The sequence below is a fragment of the Maridesulfovibrio zosterae DSM 11974 genome, assembly GCF_000425265.1.
Lineage (GTDB): Bacteria > Desulfobacterota > Desulfovibrionia > Desulfovibrionales > Desulfovibrionaceae > Maridesulfovibrio > Maridesulfovibrio zosterae.
Window position 1 is genome coordinate 547,982 of sequence record NZ_KE384342.1, and the last position, 20,440, is coordinate 568,421.

Annotated in this window: 18 protein-coding genes; 12 read left to right on the forward strand and 6 right to left on the reverse strand. The window is 39.9% G+C overall.

Features of this window, described 5'->3' with window-relative positions; translation table 11 throughout:
- Nucleotides 1–32 precede the first annotated feature (32 nt).
- The 3 genes from galU to priA are packed head-to-tail and all read left to right on the forward strand — an operon-like array spanning nt 33 to nt 4,005.
- On the forward strand, nt 33–902 hold the full coding sequence (gene galU / locus H589_RS0114055) for a UTP--glucose-1-phosphate uridylyltransferase GalU (protein ID WP_027722618.1): 870 nt from the start codon (nt 33–35) through the stop codon (nt 900–902).
- Nucleotides 893–1,654: a LolA-like protein gene (locus tag H589_RS0114060; RefSeq protein ID WP_027722619.1), complete on the forward strand. Its 762-nt coding sequence runs from the start codon at nt 893–895 to the stop codon at nt 1,652–1,654. Before galU ends, H589_RS0114060 begins: the two co-directional genes overlap by 10 nt.
- 8 nt (nt 1,655–1,662) lie before the next feature.
- Nucleotides 1,663–4,005, forward strand: a complete 2,343-nt coding sequence (priA, locus tag H589_RS0114065; RefSeq protein ID WP_027722620.1) for a replication restart helicase PriA — start codon at nt 1,663–1,665, stop codon at nt 4,003–4,005.
- A 152-nt stretch (nt 4,006–4,157) separates the two neighbouring features.
- Here priA and H589_RS0114070 read toward each other — a convergent pair whose 3' ends face one another.
- Both H589_RS0114070 and H589_RS0114075 read right to left on the reverse strand, forming a co-directional pair.
- Nucleotides 4,158–5,186, reverse strand: coding sequence for an STAS domain-containing protein (locus H589_RS0114070; RefSeq protein ID WP_027722621.1), 1,029 nt, complete (start codon nt 5,184–5,186; stop codon nt 4,158–4,160).
- Nucleotides 5,186–5,935, reverse strand: coding sequence for a Smr/MutS family protein (locus H589_RS0114075; protein ID WP_027722622.1), 750 nt, complete (start codon nt 5,933–5,935; stop codon nt 5,186–5,188). Before H589_RS0114075 ends, H589_RS0114070 begins: the two co-directional genes overlap by 1 nt.
- 366 nt (nt 5,936–6,301) lie before the next feature.
- Here H589_RS0114075 and H589_RS0114080 point away from each other — a divergent pair, with 366 nt between their 5' ends.
- The 4 genes from H589_RS0114080 (at nt 6,302) to H589_RS0114095 (ending at nt 10,947) form a co-directional block, all read left to right on the forward strand.
- Complete coding sequence (locus H589_RS0114080) at nt 6,302–7,063, forward strand: ABC transporter ATP-binding protein (protein ID WP_027722623.1); 762 nt, start codon at nt 6,302–6,304, stop codon at nt 7,061–7,063.
- Nucleotides 7,064–7,088: 25 nt separating this feature from the next.
- Complete coding sequence (locus H589_RS0114085; RefSeq protein ID WP_027722624.1) at nt 7,089–8,249, forward strand: SufB/SufD family protein; 1,161 nt, start codon at nt 7,089–7,091, stop codon at nt 8,247–8,249.
- A gap of 271 nt (nt 8,250–8,520) precedes the next feature.
- Nucleotides 8,521–8,970, forward strand: a complete 450-nt coding sequence (locus tag H589_RS0114090; protein ID WP_027722625.1) for a metal-dependent hydrolase — start codon at nt 8,521–8,523, stop codon at nt 8,968–8,970.
- A 111-nt stretch (nt 8,971–9,081) separates the two neighbouring features.
- Nucleotides 9,082–10,947 carry a potassium transporter Kup gene (locus H589_RS0114095; protein ID WP_027722626.1) on the forward strand — a complete coding sequence of 622 codons (1,866 nt, stop codon included), beginning with the start codon at nt 9,082–9,084 and terminating at the stop codon, nt 10,945–10,947.
- 16 nt (nt 10,948–10,963) lie between these two features.
- Here the strand turns inward: H589_RS0114095 and H589_RS0114100 are convergent, their stop codons facing one another.
- From H589_RS0114100 to H589_RS0114110, 3 genes are all read right to left on the reverse strand, one after another.
- Entirely contained in the window at nt 10,964–11,308 is a 345-nt protein-coding gene (locus H589_RS0114100; RefSeq protein ID WP_027722627.1) for an Hpt domain-containing protein, read from the reverse strand.
- Nucleotides 11,309–11,559: 251 nt separating this feature from the next.
- Entirely contained in the window at nt 11,560–11,991 is a 432-nt protein-coding gene (locus H589_RS0114105) for an ACT domain-containing protein (protein ID WP_027722628.1), read from the reverse strand.
- Nucleotides 11,992–12,028: 37 nt separating this feature from the next.
- Nucleotides 12,029–13,327: a phenylacetate--CoA ligase family protein gene (locus tag H589_RS0114110; protein ID WP_027722629.1), complete on the reverse strand. Its 1,299-nt coding sequence runs from the start codon at nt 13,325–13,327 to the stop codon at nt 12,029–12,031.
- A 492-nt stretch (nt 13,328–13,819) separates the two neighbouring features.
- Between H589_RS0114110 and rsfS the strand changes: the two genes are divergently transcribed.
- The 5 genes from rsfS to H589_RS0114145 all read left to right on the forward strand — a co-directional run bounded on the left by rsfS (nt 13,820) and on the right by H589_RS0114145 (nt 17,971).
- On the forward strand, nt 13,820–14,206 hold the full coding sequence (gene rsfS, locus H589_RS0114120) for a ribosome silencing factor (protein ID WP_027722630.1): 387 nt from the start codon (nt 13,820–13,822) through the stop codon (nt 14,204–14,206).
- A 21-nt stretch (nt 14,207–14,227) separates the two neighbouring features.
- Nucleotides 14,228–15,763, forward strand: a complete 1,536-nt coding sequence (gene gpmI / locus H589_RS0114125) for a 2,3-bisphosphoglycerate-independent phosphoglycerate mutase (RefSeq protein WP_027722631.1) — start codon at nt 14,228–14,230, stop codon at nt 15,761–15,763.
- On the forward strand, nt 15,763–16,005 hold the full coding sequence (locus tag H589_RS0114130) for a hypothetical protein (RefSeq protein WP_027722632.1): 243 nt from the start codon (nt 15,763–15,765) through the stop codon (nt 16,003–16,005). Before gpmI ends, H589_RS0114130 begins: the two co-directional genes overlap by 1 nt.
- Nucleotides 16,006–16,218: 213 nt before the next feature.
- The gene (tsaA, locus tag H589_RS0114140) at nt 16,219–16,719 is read left to right on the forward strand and encodes a tRNA (N6-threonylcarbamoyladenosine(37)-N6)-methyltransferase TrmO (RefSeq protein ID WP_035076085.1); all 501 of its coding nucleotides are present in this window, start codon (nt 16,219–16,221) and stop codon (nt 16,717–16,719) included.
- A gap of 142 nt (nt 16,720–16,861) precedes the next feature.
- Nucleotides 16,862–17,971 (forward strand): acyltransferase family protein, encoded by a 1,110-nt coding sequence (locus H589_RS0114145; RefSeq protein WP_027722634.1) that lies wholly within the window; start codon nt 16,862–16,864, stop codon nt 17,969–17,971.
- Between the two features lie 202 nt (nt 17,972–18,173).
- On the opposite strand, the gene H589_RS0114150 is transcribed toward H589_RS0114145, so the two are convergent.
- Entirely contained in the window at nt 18,174–20,432 is a 2,259-nt protein-coding gene (locus H589_RS0114150; RefSeq protein WP_027722635.1) for a carboxyl transferase domain-containing protein, read from the reverse strand.
- Nucleotides 20,433–20,440: the final 8 nt, after the last annotated feature.

The window sequence follows — 20,440 nt, forward strand, 5'->3', positions numbered from 1 at the left end:
ATTTCAGCTGATTAATTAAGGAGTTTTGATCAATGGTCATCAAGAAAGTTATTGTTCCGGTTGCTGGATGGGGCACAAGATCATTGCCTGCCACTAAGAATATTCCTAAAGAGATGCTCCCTATCTTTAAAAAACCAGTTGTGCAGCATGTGGTTGAAGAAGCCATGTCCAGCGGTCTTACTGATGTTGTTTTTATCACTAACCAGAATAAAAAAATTATTGAAGACCATTTTGATTACAACCTTTCTTTAGAGGACGTACTTGAGCGTGGTGGTAAAACCGAGATTCTTGCTGAAGTGCGTAAGGTTGCGGAGATGGTAAATATAATCTCTGTACGTCAGAAGAAACAGCTTGGACTAGGACATGCCGTTCTTTGTGCTAAAGAAGTATGTAAGAATGATCCTTTTGCCGTTATGGTTGGTGATGACCTCATGTTTGGTCTGGAGCCGGGAATAAAACAGCTTATTGATGCTGCCCGTACGGAAAATATGGCGGTTGTAGGGGTAATCGAAGTACCTGAAAACAAGGTTAATCGTTATGGTATTATTCAAGGTGAGGAATTTGCCCCGGGAATGTACCGTGTTCGTTCGTTAGTTGAAAAACCTGCTCTCGGCACAGCTCCTTCCAGACTTGCAATTGTAGGCCGCTATGTTCTGCTGCCTGAAATTTTTGACCATCTTGAAAGTCTTGAGCCCGGAGTTGGCGGAGAGATTCAGCTGACCGATGCGTTGCAGTGTCTTGCTGAAGATAATAAATTGCTCGCAGTGAAACTCCGCGGACAAAGATTTGACGCCGGTGACTGGGTAGATTATCTTACTGCAAATATCTATTTTGCTCTTCAAGATGAAGAGTTGCGTGATGACATCGTAGCTAGATTGCGGGAGCTTTTGTCTTGTTCGTAAAGAATTTAAATACTTATTTAATATTTATAGTCCTTGCCGTGAGCCTGCTTGTGGGCAGCCCGGCAAGGGCTTTTTTTCCATCTGACGAAGACCTGAATGAAGTAATATTCCAAAATTATGGAGCATTAACTTCGTATGAGGCAATTTTTACTTTTCCTTCAGAGCCAGGAACAAAGCTGACTATTATTCGCGGCCATGATCACTGGCAACAGACCTTTAGTTATGAATTAAATGTGAACTCTACCGTTACAGCTAAGTCCGTTGGGCAGTATTTTAAGACGATTGCTCAGTGTCCTTCAAATGGTGACATGCCTGTCTCTGTATTGCAATTTTGGTCTCCGGATGATCCTGTAAGTGATTGGATGTCACTTGGTGTAAGTAATGCGACCAAAAGCTACGGTTTTTATCAGGAGACTCCTGCTTTTGTTTTTGGAGCAGAGCAGGGCGATAATTCATCAAGGCAAATCTGGTTTGATAATGAAACCTTTGTACCTGTTAAGATTGTTCTTGGTGCAGGGAAAGCAGTTACCTTTGGTTCGTATTCTAAATTTGCAGGTTTTATGCTTCCTCATAGTGGAACATTACAGGATGGCGATGATACCATAGATTTTAGAATTGAATGGGAAAGTATCAGGAAGAAAATATCTCCTGCTGTTTTTTCAGCTTCTGCAATTACAAAAGAAGATGGATGTTCAGTTCCTCTCAGCCCTGTTTATGAAATACTAAAGAAATGCCTCAGTCTTAAACCTTAGGGGTAATAATGACTACACTCTGGCAAGCTTGCCTCGCCAGCCCTCCATACTCTATTTATACCTATGAAGCTCCCGCTGATCTTCCAATTTTGATGGAAGGACAGCGGGTTCTTGTTCCTTTGGGACGTTCTGTGAGGGTGGCATTTTTAATTGAAACAGTCGATGTTCCTCCTGAGAATGTTGAGTTGAAATCAATTATCTGGCCTTTGGAAAAAGAGCCATTACTCAATTTCAACCATTTTAAGTTATATCGTAATATTGGTACACGGCAGATGCTTCCGCTTGGTAAAGTGCTTGAAAATGTCGTGCCCAAACGTTTTCGCAGTGCTAAAATTTCATTTACAATTGCTGACAGATCTTTTCCTGCCAGACTTAAGGCTCTTGATATTGCAAGGCTTCCTACAGAAAGGAGAATGGAGCTTGTCAACATATACGATCAAGGGCGTATGAATGTCAGTCTTCCTGCATCTATCGAGAAGGAAGAATACGTCAGTCTTACTTCCGATCCTCCGTGGCCTGTGCGTCCCAATGCGGCTCGTCAGTTGCAAATTCTAGAATATATTTTTGAAAATGGTCCCCGTGAGAAAGGTTTTCTCAAGAATATTATGGGAGACTGGACTGCCGGAGTCATAAAAAAACTCCATTCTGATTCTTTGATAAAAATTGGTGCTGCACCGGAAGAAGAACATAATCCTTCTGAAAAATGTGTCACGACATCCACTAAGTGGAACTTTGTACCTTCAGAACAGCAGGAGCGGGCAATAATTAAACTTAATGATGCTCTTGATAGTCAGAAAAGTGTTGTTAAACTGCTACACGGTATTACCGGAAGCGGTAAGACACTTGTTTACATGACAGCGGCTCGTAAGTGTATGGAACAAGGACGCTCTGTAATTGTTCTGGTTCCTGAAATTGCTTTGGCATATGCTTTGTGGAATAGTATTTGTCCTTTATTTCCCGATACCCGCAAATATCTTTATCATGGATATCAGACTCCTGTCCGCAAAGAAGCCATTTTTCGTGCTGTTGCAGAGAACGATAGTCCCGCCCTCATAGTAGGAACAAGATCAGCTCTTTTTTTGCCGCTACGTAATCTGGGGATGATTATTGTAGATGAGGAACATGATGAATCCTACAAGCAGGAGGAACGTCTTCCATACCAAGCTAAAGAGGTTGCGTATTTTTTAGCTCAAATAAATAAAAGTTTACTCGTATTGGGGTCAGCTACTCCAGATATCAAGACTTTTCATGCTGCTCAGCAAGGTGCCTTTGATATTATTCCTATGGAAAAGAGAGTGGGCAAGTCTGTGTTGCCTGCAGTCAAAGTTGTAGACACCAGTGCTATTAAAAATCCGGAAATACCTTTTGCTCCCGAAACTGAAGCCCGGCTGAAAGAAGTGGTCGCTAAAGGTGAACAGGCGGTAATCATGCTTAACCGCCGTGGATTTTCACCGTTGATTTATTGTACTGATTGTGAGGAACCATTCAAGTGTCCACAGTGTAACGTCAGTATGACATATCATAAGGGCAGAGAGCGTGTAATCTGCCATTATTGCGGTAATGCCTATCCTTTTCCTTTGCCATGTTCTACATGCGGTGGAAGTAATCTGCTACCCCTTGGTGGGGGGACTGAGCGACTTGAGGAGCAGGTTACCAAGGCTTTACCACCGGAAACAAAGATTCTACGTTTAGATAGAGATTCAACTCGCAGGCAGGAAAAACTTGATGAAATACTTAAAAGTTTTGCAAGAGGTGAGGCTCAGGTATTAGTCGGGACTCAGATGCTTTCCAAAGGCCATAACTTCCCAGGTGTAACTTTAGTAGTTGTTTCTGAAGGTGATCTGGGTTTGAACCTGCCGGACTATCGTTCCGCTGAACGAACATTTCAGCTATTAGTCCAAGTTTCAGGAAGAGCTGGGCGCGGTGATAAACCGGGTGAAGTCATAATCCAGACTCGGAACCCGCAAAATCCCATTTGGGGTGCGGTAACATCTGCTGATTATAAAACTTTTTTTGAAAAAGAAATTGAGAAGCGTAAGCGGTTTCGTTATCCGCCGTTTACAAAACTTACCTTGATCAGAATCAGCCATCCCATGAGTTGGAATGGTGAGCAGCTTTGTCCTCCTTTTTTCAATATAATTCGTGATGCTGCAAAAGAATTCGGCATTATGGCAATGGGACCTGTTCCAGCTCCTCTGGCTCAGCTTAGAGGTCGGAAACGATTTAACTGTCTTCTTAAATCTGACGATTGGATGAAAACCCGTGAACTATATGCAGAAATATTGCGTAGAAATCCTGATAAAAAAGAGATTCGAATAGCTATGGACCTTGATCCTGTTAATATGCTTTAGAAGTTCATTTGATATATTTTAGGGAGCATATGACAGTAATTTATTAAAATTTATGGCTTTAGTTTTTTGTATATAGAATTAAATAAATAGGTAGAGATTGAAATACTTATCAGTCTCTACCTATTTTCTTGTGATCAGAAAACTTTTAAATATTAATTAGCAAGCTCTTCTATTATATACGGACATTCTTTAAAAAATAGAGCTAATCCAGATTGATGAAGTGTGTTTCTAACTTGGTCAGAGGATGATTTAATTGAAATATCTTTATCTGCATGTGCTGTTTTTCTGACTAAATAATATACAGCTTCTAAACCCTTCGCCGAAATTGCATGAGTACTAGATAGGTCAAGAGCAATACTTAGTTTACTTTCAAGTAGCTTTTCGCCCATACGAATTAATTCAGCAGTGATTTGTGTATTAAGAGTGCCTGTTATTTTGATTACTGCCGGATCTGTTGAATCGTCATAAGTAATTGATGAAGGTAAAGAGGCAAGACAGGTCTGCTTTAACTGTTTTTGAAATTGTAATTCCTCGCGAAAAAGGAGCATTGGGCTGAAAACATTATCAATTTTTTCTTCCACCTTGTTTCTATCAACGTCTTGCGGAATACAAATAATCAAACAGTTATTAATGTTCTCGTAAATTGCAGGTAGAAACTTGGAGAAACTTTCAGGCGGGGCATTAATAAGCACTATATCCGGTTTTGAATCGTTAGCAGTGTCTATGATTGATCGAGCATCAATTTTATCAAGTTTACCAGTTGTTTTGAAGTGTGTGAATAGATTCCATGAAAGAGGCACATATCCATCACTGACTAAAATATCTGTTTTAAGGGCCGTTTGTGATACGTGAAGCATACTGTATCCGTAATGAGCACAAATTCTGGCTACCTGTTCTGGAAATTCAAAGTATTCAAGAGGCATCTTAATTTTGATATCAAGTTTATGACCTATTGCAATGAGGTTCGAATCTGCAGCAAGTATGAAGTCTGCTTCAACTGGGCAGAGTAGTGGGTTTTTTGCGTTATCGAGCAGCCATGGCATTGAGGCAGTAAAAAACAAGTATTTACCGCCTTCTTTATATAGCTCTTCAATAGTCTGTGTGAACTCAGTAAAGTCCATACTAAAAAAGGGAATGCCGAACATAAGTTTAATGCGGCTGATATCGCTTAGATTATCCACTATAAATCCTTATCCCAGTTGATTCCTTTATCCCACTGAACCTTACCATGAACTTTTTTTTGTTTACGCAATAATATATAAATAGCTCCGGCTCCTCCGTCTTTTGGCTGAGCTGTGCAGAATGCAAGTATTACCCGTCGAAATGGGTCACGGGTCAGCCATTCCTGGATTTCACGTTTAAGAACAGAATGTCCACCTGGAGAATTTTTACCTCTTCCTGTTACAGCAAGAATACAACGTTTGTTTTGCAGAAAAGATTCCCTGATGAAAAAAAGGAGATTATCAAAAGCTTGTTCTGAATTCATGCCGTGCAAATCTATATGTGATTCGTAACTAAATGCACCACTTTTGAGCTTTTGAAATATTTTTGAATCCGTTCCACGGACAAATCCGAACATGAATTCATCAGAGTATTCAATCTCAAATTCTATTTTACCAGAAATAAGACTGCTTAAATATTCTTTGCCCTCGTCGTCATCATTTAATTTTATGGAAGGTGTCGGTATAGTCTTTTGGACAGCTACTGTTGTATTATCTAATCGCTGTACACCGCTCATTGCATTCATAAAAGCATAGTCATCATCAATCTCATCCACAATTTTTTCTTCTGGAACGATAGGTTTTGGTTTCTTTTTTACTGAATCCAAAACCTTTTGTACTGCTTTGGGCATTTCTGGTTCTTTTTTTATATTGTCTTTAAATTTCAGATCTTTAAGGTCTGATAACGATTTTATTCTTTTTTTTGCCATAATCTATCTCCTAAAAAATAAGCTGTTAAGATATTCATAATATACAATTAAGTAAATCTCTGTACTTACAAAAAATACTTTTTTCTTTCTATAACTTGACTTTTTTATTGTCGTGACCATCTTAAGTTAACGTTTTATTTTTCCGGGTGCACTCCTTATCCGTCAGGTTCATTGTATATTTGAACTCTGCCAGATAACTTCCTTAGAACTTAAGTTTGATTTAAAATACGCTTTTTGTCTTATATTGTGAGATTAATCACTTTTACTCTGGACTTGAAATGTGAATTTTATTAGCTCTTCAAGGCGTACTTATTTCGACTAAATAACTCCATTTTTGGCTTTTCGCTTATAAAGTGAGGAATTTCAATGCTTAAGATAGAAGATTTGCACGTCAGTATTGGCGACAAAGAGGTCATCACTGGTCTCGACCTCCATATAAATGAGGGTGAAACTTTCATCCTTTTCGGGCCTAACGGTTCCGGTAAGACTTCGTTGCTAATGACACTCATGGGTTTTAGCAACTACACGGTTACTCAGGGCAAAATCATATTTAAAGGTGTAGATATCACATATGCTCCAATTTATGAGCGAGCACGGCTTGGTATCGGTATGTCTTTTCAGCGTCCTCCTACCATTCACGGACTTAAGACTCGTCATCTTGTAAAAATGTGTGGTAATGGTTCTGATGTCGCCGTTGAAATGCTGGCTCAGCGTGTAAATATGACTGATTTCCTTGATCGTGATATTAACTCAGGTTTTTCCGGCGGTGAAATTAAACGTTCTGAACTTCTGCAGTTAATGGCTCAGAATCCTGGACTGCTTCTTTTTGATGAACCTGAATCAGGTGTTGACCTCGAAAATATGCACCTTATCGGTAAAATGGTCAGGACTCTGCTTGATGGTGAAATCAAGCCTGATCTTGACTTAAGTATGAAAGAGCAGAAAGCGATAGGTTCCAAGACTTGTGGTCTTATCATTACCCACACAGGACATATCCTCGATTACATAAATGCTGACCGTGGACAGGTTCTTTACAATGGACATCTCTGTTGTGAAGCCAGGCCTCGCGACATTCTTGAGCACATTCGCAAGTACGGATATCAGGAATGCGTCAGGTGCTTGAACTAGCGGTATAAATCCACGGAGGAATATCATGAAAAAAGTTGATCTCAATCAGTTTAAGTTTGAAGGCCTTGAGCATAGTGTAATTGAAGACTTGTCCAGCATGACGGGCGAAGATAAAGAACAATTGCTTATGGCTGGCGTGGACGTGGATACTGAAGAAACCAGCGGAACTTTTCTGCAGGTTGACCATTCTAATGTGCACTGTGACTCTACTGATAAAAATGTTGAAGTTATGGATATCAAGAAGGCTCTCGAAAAATACGATGGGCTTCCAGAATATTACTTCAACCTTGTTGATAAAGATAAAGATGAATTTACAAAATCAGCGGCAGAAAATCTGCACGGCGGTTATTTTGTCCGTACCAAAAAAGGTGCAAAAATTACACGTCCTGTACAGTCATGTCTGTTTCTGAAAGCTGAGCAGTCCGGTCAGAATATTCATAACATTGTTGTTGTTGAAGAAGACTCTGAATTGCACATAATTACCGGATGTGCTGCTGCTCATGATAAATTTACCGGAGCACATTTCGGTATTTCAGAATTTTACGTAAAAAAAGGCGGCAAGCTTACTTTCACTATGGTTCATAACTGGGGTGAAAACGTTACTGTTCGTCCACGTACAGTAGGTGTTGTAGAAGAAGGAGGTGTCCTTCTTAACAATTACGTACTCATGAAGAGAGTTAAAGATCTTCAGTCTTACCCCACAATTTATCTTAACGGGGCTAATTCCGTTGCGCGTTTTAACTCTGTGCTTGTTGCTCCTGAAGGTTCTCACCTTGATACAGGAACACGTATTATCCAAAATGCTCCAAACACCAAGGCTGAAATTATCTCCCGTACAATTACTACCGGAGGTACCATAATAGCCCGTGGTCACATTCAGGGTAATGATGTTCCTGCCCGTGGGCATATTGAGTGCAAAGGACTTCTGCTCGGTGGCGGACGAATCCACGCTATTCCTGAACTGGAAGCGACTGTCGAAGGTGTCGAGCTTTCGCACGAAGCTGCCGTCGGGAAAATTGCTCAGGAAGAGATTGAGTATCTCATGGCGCGCGGAATGGATGAAGATGAAGCTACATCCACAATTGTACGCGGCTTTCTCAATGTAGATATTATGGGATTGCCTGAGAAGTTACAGAAAGAAATTAATAAGCAGATTGAAGAGCTTGATTCAAGCGACGCAATGTAATCTGGCCTTAAATTAGAACTTTAAAAGTGTCTTCCCGATGGGGAGGCACTTTTTTTTATACTTTTGTTCTGTATGTAATCACTTATGGGCAATTATATATCGTTTTAATATGGTTATAAATGGTAGAATCTTATTTGTTTAAGATAGTTACACGCATGCCTAGAAATAGTATCTCGAACATTAATAGACAAATGTCATGCATTTTTTTATACGCACAGTCGGTGACGACATTTTTTGTAATTAATATTCTTATAATTTAGAGAGTTATATAATGCCCGGATATAAAGTTCATGTGAGCGGATCAATAGTTGCCGGAGTTGTGATTCTGCTTATACTCGTTAACATAGGTATGTATGTTGTTGATCCACAGCAGGTTGCAACTTTATTTATACTTTGTATTTTAGGTGCTCTTTTTCCTGATATTGATACCGATTCAAAGGGAAAACGTATTTTTTATACTGCTATGCTGTGTTTATCACTGACTTTGATTTATTTTAAGCAGTTTCAGTGGGCAGCGTATCTAGGTGTTCTTGCTATGCTGCCGGGTATTAGTGCTCATCGTGGATGGACGCATACGTGGTGGGCTATGCTTGTTGTTCCAATGCCAATGCTAATTCTTCCTTATTATATATACGGGCAGCCTTTTCCTACTTTAATGCCTTACTATATGGCTTTTGTGACGGGGTATTTTTCACATCTATTACTAGATCGGCAATTTTAATTTTCGATTTATTTTTTTGTATAGCTTGAGATATTTCGGGCTGCACGTTAATATTTTACTGATATTGAGTAAAATAGATCATACTAAAATATATTTAAGAGACATAATTGTATGCTTAAACACAGTGATAAGAATCGCGATATTCCGCTGGCTCTAGGTGCATTGGGAGTTGTTTTCGGTGATATCGGGACGAGTCCTCTTTATGCTATGAAGGCATGCTTTAGTGGACACCATGCAATTATTCTTAATCCCGAGAATGTGCTGGGAGTTCTTTCACTGATTATATGGTCACTTTTAATTGTTATTTGTTTAAAATATGTAACTTTTGTTATGGCCGCTGATAATGAAGGTGAAGGAGGAATATTTGCTCTTTATGAGCTGGTAAGCCATGCGGTGAAAAATAAATCAGTCTCATTCATGCTTATTGCCTCAATGGTTGGCGGCGCCTTACTTTATGGTGACGGTGTTATCACTCCAGCAATTTCAGTCCTTTCTGCAATAGAAGGTCTGGATGTAGCTACACAGGTCGCAGATAAATATACAACTTATATAGCCTGTACCATTTTGTTGGGCTTGTTTGCTTTTCAAAGTAGCGGAACAGATAAAATAGGTCGTCTCTTTGGTCCGGTGATGCTGGTCTGGTTTGCAGTTCTAGCTATATTTGGAGCAGGAGCAGCTGTACATAATCTTAAGGTTTTTGAAGCTTTCAGTCCGTGGTACGCAGTTAATTTTTTTGCATCAAACGGTATTGCAGGATGCATGGTCTTAGGTGCTGTTGTGTTATGCGTTACAGGTGGGGAAGCTCTTTTTGCTGATATGGGGCACTTTGGGCGTAAGCCGATTACTCTTGCCTGGTATTTTGTGGCTCTGCCAAGCCTTTTACTCAACTATCTGGGGCAGGGGGCGCTTTTAATAAATGATCCAAAAGTGATTGTGAACCCTTTCTTCAGTCTTTTTCCCAAATTTTTACTTTTTCCAATGGTCGGACTGGCTACACTTGCTGCTATTATTGCTTCACAGGCTATTATTTCCGGTGCTTTCTCACTTACTGCGCAGGCAGTCCATCTGGGTTTGATCCCACGTATTCACATAGAGCAGACTTCTGAAGATAATTCAGGTCAGGTTTTTTCCCGTTCCGTAAATTGGTTGATGGCTGCACTTTCTATTTTATTAGTCATATCCTTTAAAGAATCTGAGAATCTGGCCGGGGCGTATGGAATTGCTATTACAGGTACTATGGTTATAACAACATATTTATTCTGGTATTATTTACGTGAAATACGCAAATGGTCTCTTATACCTACAGTTGTTTTAACTGCTTTTTTCGGGTGTTTTGATTTAGGATTTTTTATTGTTAACTTCACTAAGATTCTTGGCGGAGGATGGTTCCCGATTCTTCTTGCAGCAATAATTGCTTATATGATGTATGTTTGGGTATGGGGAAGGGCTAAGGTTCAGAAAAATTTACAGTCCAGAGGGCTGGAGGTCTCTGAGCTTGACCCTGAGATAGAAAAGTATCTTTTGGCCAAAGTTCCAGGGGAAGCTATTTTTATGTCCGCTTCAGATTTTGTTCCGCATGCATTTCTACAACATTTGCGGAACAATAGAGTGGTTCATGAAAAATTGGTTTTTTTGCGAGTACGTACATCAAGTGAACCTTTTTTAGATTCTCATAAAAGAATTTCAGTAAAAAAACTTAAGAATAATATTTCGTGGCTTACAGTTAGTTATGGTTTTATGGAAAAACCTAATCTTTCGTTAGCCTTGGTCCAGGCATGGAACCAACTTGGTATAAGTAATATGGAAAGCTATTTCTATGTAGGTCGGATGATGATGCAGTTTGATAAAGATCAAACTGAACTTAAATTAAGACGTAAAGTTTTTATATTTTTAAATTCATTATCTGAAGATCCATTGGATTATTTGAAAATACCGACAGAAAGAGTTATTACTATAGGCACTGCAGTAAAAGTTTAAATTCAGTTTACTTCTATTATTGAATAAATTCAGTCATAAAATCGTAAACAAGCTTCATTTCTATTTCCAGAGTAAGAATATTATTAAGAGCTTGTTCTTCGTCTTCGTCCCGTGCGCTGTATTCTAAATCAAGGCATGCTTTACGAACACGGTCCGCACCCATAGTAGCTGCAGCTCCTTTAAGAGAATGAGCAAGATATTTTAGTTCATCCATTTGTTTTGACTCTAGAGCTTCTCTTATTTTCAGTACTCTGGCTGGTTCATCCCTTATAAATACTGAGAATAGTTTGGTTAAAAACTCTTTTTTGGTCGAGGCCATTGAATCTAGCCATTCTGTATTGATTACTTCAAGATTATTCATCGGAGTAACATAGTTCAAATCACAATCTATTTCTACAAATTTTCATTCCTATTATGTGTAAAAACATGGAATTTATCTTTTCTATTCTTAATAATTAATTTTTAAATATTATTAATGATGCAGAATGTAAAAGCGGATGATTCTCACATGTTGTAAGTCTCATCCGCTCTATAATAGTCTGGTGAATATTTAAAATTAAATTTAAATACGCAAATAAATTTTAAATCCAACTTATAGATTTAATTTCTTTTTTAAACCTTACAAAGTTCTTCACTGGGAATAGTTTTTATATTGTTTTCAGCTAACATTTCAATCGCCTGATCGGTACGATCGAAGCGGAAGATAATAACTGCATTACTGCCGGATTGCTGAACAAAGGCATACATGTATTCAACATTAATTCCTGAGCTACGCAGCATTTCCAGAAGTTTATGAAGCCCACCGGGCTGATCATCAACCACAACTGCTACAACTGAAGTTTTGCCTACAGTAAAGCCTGCATCTTTTAGTACAGTCTGTGCTGTATCAAAGTCAGATACAATCAGCCTTAAAATACCGAAATCAGAAGTATCGGCAAGTGATAGGGCGCGGATGTTGACTTTGTTTTCGCTGAGAAGTCTGGTTACTTCAGCAAGTCTTCCGGCACGGTTTTCAAGAAATATCGAGAGCTGGTCACATTTCATGGTGTTTCCTCGCTTTTATTAGGTTCTACTACTGGTTCTAATCACGCAGATCAATAATTCGTTTGGCCTTTCCCGCAGAGCGCTCAATAGATTTAGGTTCTACAAGCTTAACACGGGCGGTTACGCCAAGGAATTCTTTAATGTTTTTTTGTATCTTTCTTTCGAGTCTCTGTAAATTTTTAATTTCATCAGAGAATGCTGTTCCGGAAATTTCGACTTTGACAGTAAGAATATCAAGATTTCCATCACGCTCAATAACAAGTTGATAATGCGGGGATAATCCTTCAGTCTCAATAAGTATAGATTCAATTTGTGATGGGAATACATTTACACCGCGAATGATGAGCATGTCGTCACTTCTTCCTGTCACACGTTGCATACGGGCAAATGTTCTGCCGCAGCGACATGCCGTATAATTAAGGCGGGTAAGGTCACGTGTTCTGTAGCGGATGAGCGGAATACCTTCTTTTGTGAGAGTAGTGATGACTAATTCACCAATTTCACCGGGAGCAACGTGTTCACCTGTTTCCGGATTGATGACTTCTGGCAGAAAGTGATCTTCCATAATATGGAGTCCTTTTTGTTCTTCTGCACATTCCATAGCAACACCGGGCCCCATAATTTCTGACAAGCCGTAAATGTCTAAGGCTTTAATATTGAGCTTATTTTCGATATCTTTACGCATGGACTCTGTCCATGGTTCCGCTCCAAAAATACCAATTTTAAGTGGGAGTTCTCTGAAGTCTATTCCCATTTCCTTACCTGTTTCATATAGATAGAGAGCATAGGACGGGGTACAGCAGATTACTGTTGGACCGAAGTCCTTGAGCAGCATAACCTGACGTCTGGTCCCGCCGCCGGAAACAGGAATAATCGTTGCTCCAAGAGCTTCCGCGCCATAGTGGGCTCCCAGTCCTCCTGTGAACAGTCCGTATCCGTAAGCGTTATGGATACTGTCTTCAGAGGTTGCTCCGGCAATTGCGAATGAACGGGCCATCATATTTGCCCAGTTTGAAATATCACGTTTGGTGTAGCCTACAACAGTAGCCTTACCAGTCGTTCCTGATGAGGAGTGAATACGTACAATATTTTCACGGGATACAGCAAAAAGGCCGAAGGGATAATGATTACGAAGATCTTGTTTTTCAGTAAAAGGCAATCTGGTAAGATCGGATAGAGACTTGATATCTTTGGGCTCAATACCGAGTTCTTTAAACTTTTTATTATAAAAAGGAACATTAGCATAAACTCGTTCGCAAAGGCTTTTCAGTCTTCTGAGTTGTAATGCTTCAAGCTCTTCTCTCGGCATTGTTTCCTTGTCTACATCAAAAATCATTGCTCGCCTCCTGATATGATTAATCCTCGGCACAGGTTTTTGGTAAATAAAAAGGCCACAGGTTTTTGCCTGTGGCCCGGAAAACTTTTATCAGCGTTTATGTCCATAACCACAAGCAGGCTAAATTATAGTCCTAGTAAATAAAAAACTAAAAAATTTAATTAAATCGTGGTTAAGCATGGATTTGTTTATTGCATAGTAGATGTTCACCGTCAAGAAGTACAAAAAGGCACTTTGAATAAATTTTAAAGCAAAATAAATAAAAAGATAAATTTGGTTGGAAAACAGTCATACAATGCATTGCGTACCGAGCATAAATTCTCTATATAATCTTATTGTATGGTGAACGAATATGGAGGACTGTGGATTGCTGGCCATGATGGATGAACAGCTCGCAGAGCTTTTTAAAGCTGATTTTCCTCTGAATATACCTATAGACAAGTGCGGGTTTTATTAAAAAAGTCCGCCAATTTAAGTACTAAAAATAAAAGAATGAAAACTAAACCTAAGAAATTCAAAGAGATCGATACTCAGGACAAAGTTCAGCTTGTGGCTGAATGGTTAGACGAAAAACAGGCTACAGAAGTTACAGCTGTGGACGTGCAGGGGATATGCCCCATCGCCGAAGTTGTAATGGTGGCTGGAGCAAAAGGTGTGCGCCATGCACAGGCTCTGGCTGACTTTATTCTTGAGCAACTCGCCAAAGACAATATTGAATACCTGGGACTCGAAGGCTACAAGTCCGGTGACTGGATTCTTCTCGATCTGAACGATATTATTGTACATATTTTTCAGGAAGATAATCGGGGTTTTTATAATGTTGAAGGCTTATGGTCTGAAGGAACTAGAATTAAACTCAATATACAACCTCAGGCTTAAGCCTGTGTGAATGGTATCATCATGTCTGAACAAATCGGTTCTCCGACTCTTCTGCTTATTTTGGATGGCTGGGGTATTGCCCCTGACGGCAAAGGCAACGCTGTAAAACTTGCCCGCACCCCCATTCTTGACGGCCTATTTGAGACCTATCCCAATACGCAGCTTAAATGCTCTGGAAGAGCAGTTGGTTTGCCTGACGGCTTCATGGGTAATTCTGAAGTCGGACATACTAATATCGGGGCTGGCCGCGTTGTTTATCAGGACATGACCCGTATTGATATTGCCATTGAGAATAAAGAGCTATCAACCAATGCCTCTATTAATGATTTGATGCATAAAGTTAATGCCTCTACGGGGCGTTTGCATTATATGGGGCTTCTTTCCGATGGTGGTGTTCATTCACATATAAATCACCTTTTTGCCTTACTTGAAGCGGCTAAGGAGGCTGGAATTAAAGAAGTCTATGTTCATGCTTTTATGGATGGACGTGATACTTCTCCTTCAAGCGGCAAGGGATATATGCAGCAACTCGTCGATAAGATGGCTGAAATAGGGATAGGAAAGATTGCTTCTGTTTCAGGCCGTTATTATTCTATGGATCGCGATAAGCACTATGAAAGAAATGAACTTTCTTATAAAGCTCTGGTTTTAGGTGACGGGCCTGAAATTTCAGATCCTGTTGTGGGAATTGAAGAAGCTTACGCAGCAGGAGAAACTGATGAGTTTATCAAGCCGCGCCTTGTTGCCGGAGTTGATGGACTTCTTAAAGACGGAGACGGCGTATTTTTCTTTAATTTCCGTGCAGACCGTGCTCGCCAGCTATGCCGAGTATTAAGTTTAAAGGATTTTGATGAAATAGAGCGTCCTATGGTTCCGGAATTTTGTGATTTCGTAACTATGACCCGGTACGAATCAGATTTTCCTTTTGCGAATGCTTTTCCGCCGCAGAATATAATAAATCCCATCGGGGAAGTTATTTCTAATGCAGGACTCAAGCAGTTGCGAATTGCAGAAACTGAAAAGTATGCCCATGTGACATATTTTATGAACGGTGGTCGTGAAGAACCATTTATAGGCGAAGACCGTGTTCTTGTGCCTTCTCCTCGCGAAGTTGCCACTTATGATTTGAAACCGCAGATGAGTGCAGAAGAAGTGACAGACAAGCTTGTTGCTGCTTTGCCTGATTATTCATTGTGTATCTGCAATCTTGCCAACCTTGATATGGTTGGTCACTCCGGTATCATTCCAGCGGCGATTAAAGCCTGCGAAACTGTTGATGCGTGTGTTGGTAGAATTGTTGAGGCTGTAACTAAGCTTGGCGGTTCTATTTTTCTTACAGCCGACCATGGTAATGCTGAAGAAATGATTGATGCCAATGGTGGGCCTCAGACTGCACATAGTCTTAATAATGTGCCGCTGGTCTTTATTGGGGAGCCTCTCAAAAATGCAAAGCCCTCTGAAGGTGCTCTTTGTGATATTGCACCGACGATTTTGAATCTGATGGGCATTGATGTTCCTGCGGAAATGACCGGAAAAAATCTTTTAGAGAGTAACTAATGTCAGAGAACCGCAAACCATTGTCTCCTGTTAAACCTAGCGGGATGGAGATCATTTTTATGTTCACATGTCCATTCTGCGGAAGAGACGTACCGTATATTGCGCCGACTCAGCCAGCAATGGCTCAGTGCGATGCATGCCACAAGAATTTTCCGATAGTTCCGGTAGATGAGAAACTCATCAGATTCTACAAAGTTATGCTTGCCAACGGTTCTGCTGCTGTCGATCCTGACTTTTTTTAACTCTGCCAGCGGTTAGACTGCATGCAGCCTTTATAGTTTCAAATAAAACGGGGAAAACTTATGGTAAAGCCAGTGAGTTTTCCCCGTTTTATTTGGACTATTCAGTTTATATTTAAGAAAATTGGTCATAAAGTAATATGGAAATGTGTAAACGAAAAAGTACCAAGTTTTTTAAGTCTCTTTTGGGTAAATTTCTAATCCTGCGAGGTTATTATGTCTCATAAAGACGCAATTGTTTTTCACCCGATTGGGTTTATTCGGTCTCCATTTAAAACTCCTGAGGGGATGCCTATTCAACCCACAGGAGCTAAAGATGTTGAAGGTTACATCGAGTTGTATGGAGCTCTTGAAGAAGGACTTCAGGATTTAGAGGGCTTTTCACATATCATTTTACTTTATCAATTTCATCTGAACAAAGATTTTGAGCTTAAGGTCAAGCCGTTTATGGACACAGAGGAGAGAGGCCTTTTTTCTACACGAGCTCCGTGCAGACCTAATATGATCGGTATGTCTACTGTTGAACTACTTGGAGTTGAGGGTAATATTTTACGGATTAAGGGTGTTGATGTTTTGGATAAAACACCTTTGATTGATATTAAACCTTATGTTGCTATGTTTGATGCCGCTCCTGCAAGCAGATTCGGATGGCTGGAGGAAAATGCACAAAAGTCAGATCTATTAAAATCTGATCAACGCTTTGTAACCAAGAGTTAATTTTTTTTCATTAAATTAAAGGAGGTATCATGTGCTATAATACCTCCTTTTTCTTTTGTTTTGAAATTGACATGTTATTATGGAGCGAATATTCAAGTGAGGGGTGTTTAGATAATGATTATAAAATATGTGGAAATTGATTATGAATAAGAGACTTTACTTTCTTGATAACCTTAGAGGTATCGTAATTTTTATGGTTGTGGTTTTGCATGTTTTTCTTTGCTACATGAAATATGCTCCAAGTTGGTGGTATGTTATTGATCCACGGCAAAGCATGTTTTTTACTTATGGTGTTATTTTGATAGATGTGCCGATCATGCCGATCATGTTTTTTATTGCTGGCTATTTTTCTCTTTCATCTTTGCAAAAACATGGCGTGTATGAATTTTGGGCAGCAAAATTTAGAAGAATTATTATACCATGGGTGCTTGGAGTATTCTTTCTGGCTCCTCCTTCTATGTATATGATCCTTCTTTCAAGAGGAAAGGCTCCTGCCAGCTATATCGAATTTTGGTTTGGTCAGTTCTGGAAGACTATGTTTAGTCAATCTGTTTTTTGGTTTCTGGGGCTTCTTACTCTATGCTATCTGATTTTGACTGTTTCTTATAAATTCATTGGAAGTTTGCAAAATATAAAGAGAGAGGCAAAGAAACCAAGTGTGATGCTTTCTGTTTTATTCATTGCAGTTACTTCCGGTATCTTTTTAGGCATGAATCAGTTTTTTGCCGTCGATAAGTGGGTAACTGATTATTATATTATTATTTTTCAACCTGTGCGAGTTTTTCTTTATTTTCTTTATTTTGGTTTGGGTGTCCTTGCGTGGAAACGTAGATGGTTTGAGACTTCGGGATTTATGCCAAAGATTATTCCGTGGTCAGTTTTATTTTTCGTTTCCGCCATATTCTATCTTAATTTTAAGCTGATGATGGCAGGTAGAGGAGGGGAGTTAGCTATTCAGACTGGAAACGCATTTGGTTTTAATCTTTTTGCTTATTCAGCAATGATGGCTGGCTTGGCTCTGTTTCAGAGACTTCTTAATAGTGATGGATCTTTGTGGAAATCATTTTCGGCAAGTTCTTACGGAATATATATTTTCCACTCAATTGCAGTATATTACGGGGCGTATTATTTGTTAAGAATGGATGCTTCTCCATTTGTAAAAGTTCCGATTCTGTTGTCTGCTTCAATCATAATTTGTTGGGCTTTGACCGTATTACTAAAGAAAAGCAGGATCATATCTAGAATCATTTAAATAAGAAAATCCCCTTGCATAAAATTATTTGTGCAAGGGGATAAAATATAACGTCAGCTAATTTTTTGTATAATATTTTCAAAACGGAATAAATTTCAGACAAAACCAGAAAAGCTTATTTCAAAAAGAATCTATAAATCATGAAAATAATCAAATTAAAAAAGTCCCCGTTTTGGATTTTCAAAACGGGGACTTTTTGTATCTATCTGTAATATAAATTACGTCCGCCTACTGTGAGGAAGGCTTGATGTAGATTTCTACGGATATCGCGTCTATCCCAGATATCTTGGATATGACCTCTGGATAGTGCTTTATTTGCAGAATGGTAATCAGGAGCAATGTCCATTCCTGTGGTTTCTTTGATTACACCCGGACCGGCAAATCCAATCCGTGATGACCGTACAGCATACTGGTAAGGTGAGCAGCCGAGGAAACTTGCAACAGGACCGGCGTACGAGTTGGTATCATAAAGAACGATGTAAAGTCCTCCTGACTCGATGTACCGACGTACTGCGAGAGTTACGCGTGGCATCTGAATCAGTCCATTAACACCTTCCTGAATGCGGATACCGGCCGTACCGTGAACGTATGCAAGAAAAGGATAGCGTTTTTTGCCTGCAAGTTCGAGAGCGCGGACAAATTTTTCGCCTTCGGCAGCACCAACTGATCCTCCGCGAAAGGGAGCAACCAGAGTGGAGCAGATTACTTTGGTATGCTTGATTGAACCTTCATAGGTTATACAGCCACTCTGAAGTCCTGTTTTTGCTTTTGCGGCGTCAAGTCTTTCCTGAAAATTAGGAAAGTTTGTCGGGTTGGCTGCGCAGATTGACTTGTTAAATTCACGCACAGTTCCCCAATCAAATATATTCGCCATATACCAGCGGTAGCCCATTGGAAAATGGTGGCCACATGTAGGACATACTCCGGCAAATTCATCAAAAAGATCACGAGACCATATTTCTAAACAACCGTTTTTATCTGCATTAGGACAGGTAATTTCCCGGTCTTCACTGGCTCTTGGACTTACGTAATGTCTATAGTCAGACGGTGGAATGTCCGGTTCATGATCTTCTGAGAGTTTGGTCAGGGCAAGCTCTACTTCTGACGTACTTTTTGATGCAAGACCGACTTTTCCAATGACCAGATGCTTAAGTTTATCTACTTTGCTGGTAACAACATGCATCTCGTCCTTTGCTTCTTCTGCAAAACTCTGAATTTTACTCTGATACTTCTTGATCAGGTCATAGCGTATTGTGGAGTAGGCAGCTGCCATGGCATCCACTTTAGCCGAGTTAAGTTTTTCAAGGAAAGAACGTTTATCTTCATATGCATGCTGAGCCATGCGGCGATATTTTTTATAGCGTTTCCAAAGGAGTCTGTCCTTAGCATTGGAACTTATAGACCAGCGCACGAAGACGGATTCGTTGGTAATTTCTTTTTTATTACGATTTTTAATAGCTGCGCGGCTAAAAAGACGAAGTCCCTTAACGCTTAATACAACTTCATCTGTGGCACGGATGACTTCTGAACGTACCATTTTGTAAAAATCGAAATGTTCAGGACGTGCTCCAAGAGCCGGTTCATAGATGATACCGTCGATATATCCTGAGCGCAGATTGTCTTCAGCAGTTATCTGCTGTGCTTTTGCACATGTTTCGATAAGTTTACTGGGGGCACGTTCTCCGCCCTTGATACGCCCTTCAATTGCAGCAGCTCCTTCTGGAGATATAACAGAGTAATAACCGTGAGAGAGCATTAGACGCTTATCAGCCATGGCGATTGCTTCTGCACCGCCAGACCCACCTTCAGATATAACAGAGATGATGGGTACATCAAGGCCGCACATTTCGTAGATATTTTCTGCAATCTGCTGTGCTGCTCCGGGATAGTCTTCAACAGGAAATGAACCAGGAGTGAAAACATATGTATGGATGGGGATATTCTCACGGGCGGCAACTTTCATATAGCGCAGGGCATTTGCATTACCCCAGGGCTTAATACATCCGCCGTTACGAAATTCCTGACCATGTCCCTTTTCCTGACCGACAACCATTACAGGCTGATTATGCACTTTTTTGCCAATTCTGCGGGAGATGTAAGCTCGTGCTATAACCATTCCGGGATCTATACTCATGTCATCCTTACCGCCGACAACTGTGTAGTTATCGTATACGTTTTCAAGAATATCTTCGAGACATATTCTTTCGGAATGACGGACTATGCGAACTTTATCCATAGCGGATAAGCCTGCATCAATGTCTTTTTCAAGAACAGCGAGACTCTCTTCGTAGGTGCTGAGTTTATCCCACAGTTCTGCCTGAGTCATATTAATATTACGATCGAGACAGGTATCAAGTTTATGGGCAAATGCAGTAAGGCGTTTATCTTCGGTTTCGCCGAGAACGTCGCGTGCATACTGGACCCGCTTAATCAACCCATCCAGTTTTTTTTCTATATCCATAATATATA

Bases quoted from the DNA above. Each gene is read 5' to 3' on its own strand.
- rsfS (WP_027722630.1), top strand. From the start codon at position 13,820: ATGAAAACTAAACCTAAGAAATTCAAAGAGATCGATACTCAGGACAAA.
- H589_RS0114110 (WP_027722629.1), bottom strand. From the start codon at position 13,327: ATGATTTTTGATGTAGACAAGGAAACAATGCCGAGAGAAGAGCTTGAA.
- H589_RS0114090 (WP_027722625.1), top strand. From the start codon at position 8,521: ATGCCCGGATATAAAGTTCATGTGAGCGGATCAATAGTTGCCGGAGTT.
- H589_RS0114100 (WP_027722627.1), bottom strand. From the start codon at position 11,308: ATGAATAATCTTGAAGTAATCAATACAGAATGGCTAGATTCAATGGCC.
- tsaA (WP_035076085.1), top strand. From the start codon at position 16,219: ATGTCTCATAAAGACGCAATTGTTTTTCACCCGATTGGGTTTATTCGG.
- galU (WP_027722618.1), top strand. From the start codon at position 33: ATGGTCATCAAGAAAGTTATTGTTCCGGTTGCTGGATGGGGCACAAGA.
- H589_RS0114150 (WP_027722635.1), bottom strand. From the start codon at position 20,432: ATGGATATAGAAAAAAAACTGGATGGGTTGATTAAGCGGGTCCAGTAT.
- H589_RS0114130 (WP_027722632.1), top strand. From the start codon at position 15,763: ATGTCAGAGAACCGCAAACCATTGTCTCCTGTTAAACCTAGCGGGATG.
- H589_RS0114080 (WP_027722623.1), top strand. From the start codon at position 6,302: ATGCTTAAGATAGAAGATTTGCACGTCAGTATTGGCGACAAAGAGGTC.
- H589_RS0114075 (WP_027722622.1), bottom strand. From the start codon at position 5,935: ATGGCAAAAAAAAGAATAAAATCGTTATCAGACCTTAAAGATCTGAAA.
- priA (WP_027722620.1), top strand. From the start codon at position 1,663: ATGACTACACTCTGGCAAGCTTGCCTCGCCAGCCCTCCATACTCTATT.
- H589_RS0114145 (WP_027722634.1), top strand. From the start codon at position 16,862: ATGAATAAGAGACTTTACTTTCTTGATAACCTTAGAGGTATCGTAATT.
- H589_RS0114105 (WP_027722628.1), bottom strand. From the start codon at position 11,991: ATGAAATGTGACCAGCTCTCGATATTTCTTGAAAACCGTGCCGGAAGA.
- H589_RS0114085 (WP_027722624.1), top strand. From the start codon at position 7,089: ATGAAAAAAGTTGATCTCAATCAGTTTAAGTTTGAAGGCCTTGAGCAT.
- H589_RS0114095 (WP_027722626.1), top strand. From the start codon at position 9,082: ATGCTTAAACACAGTGATAAGAATCGCGATATTCCGCTGGCTCTAGGT.
- gpmI (WP_027722631.1), top strand. From the start codon at position 14,228: ATGTCTGAACAAATCGGTTCTCCGACTCTTCTGCTTATTTTGGATGGC.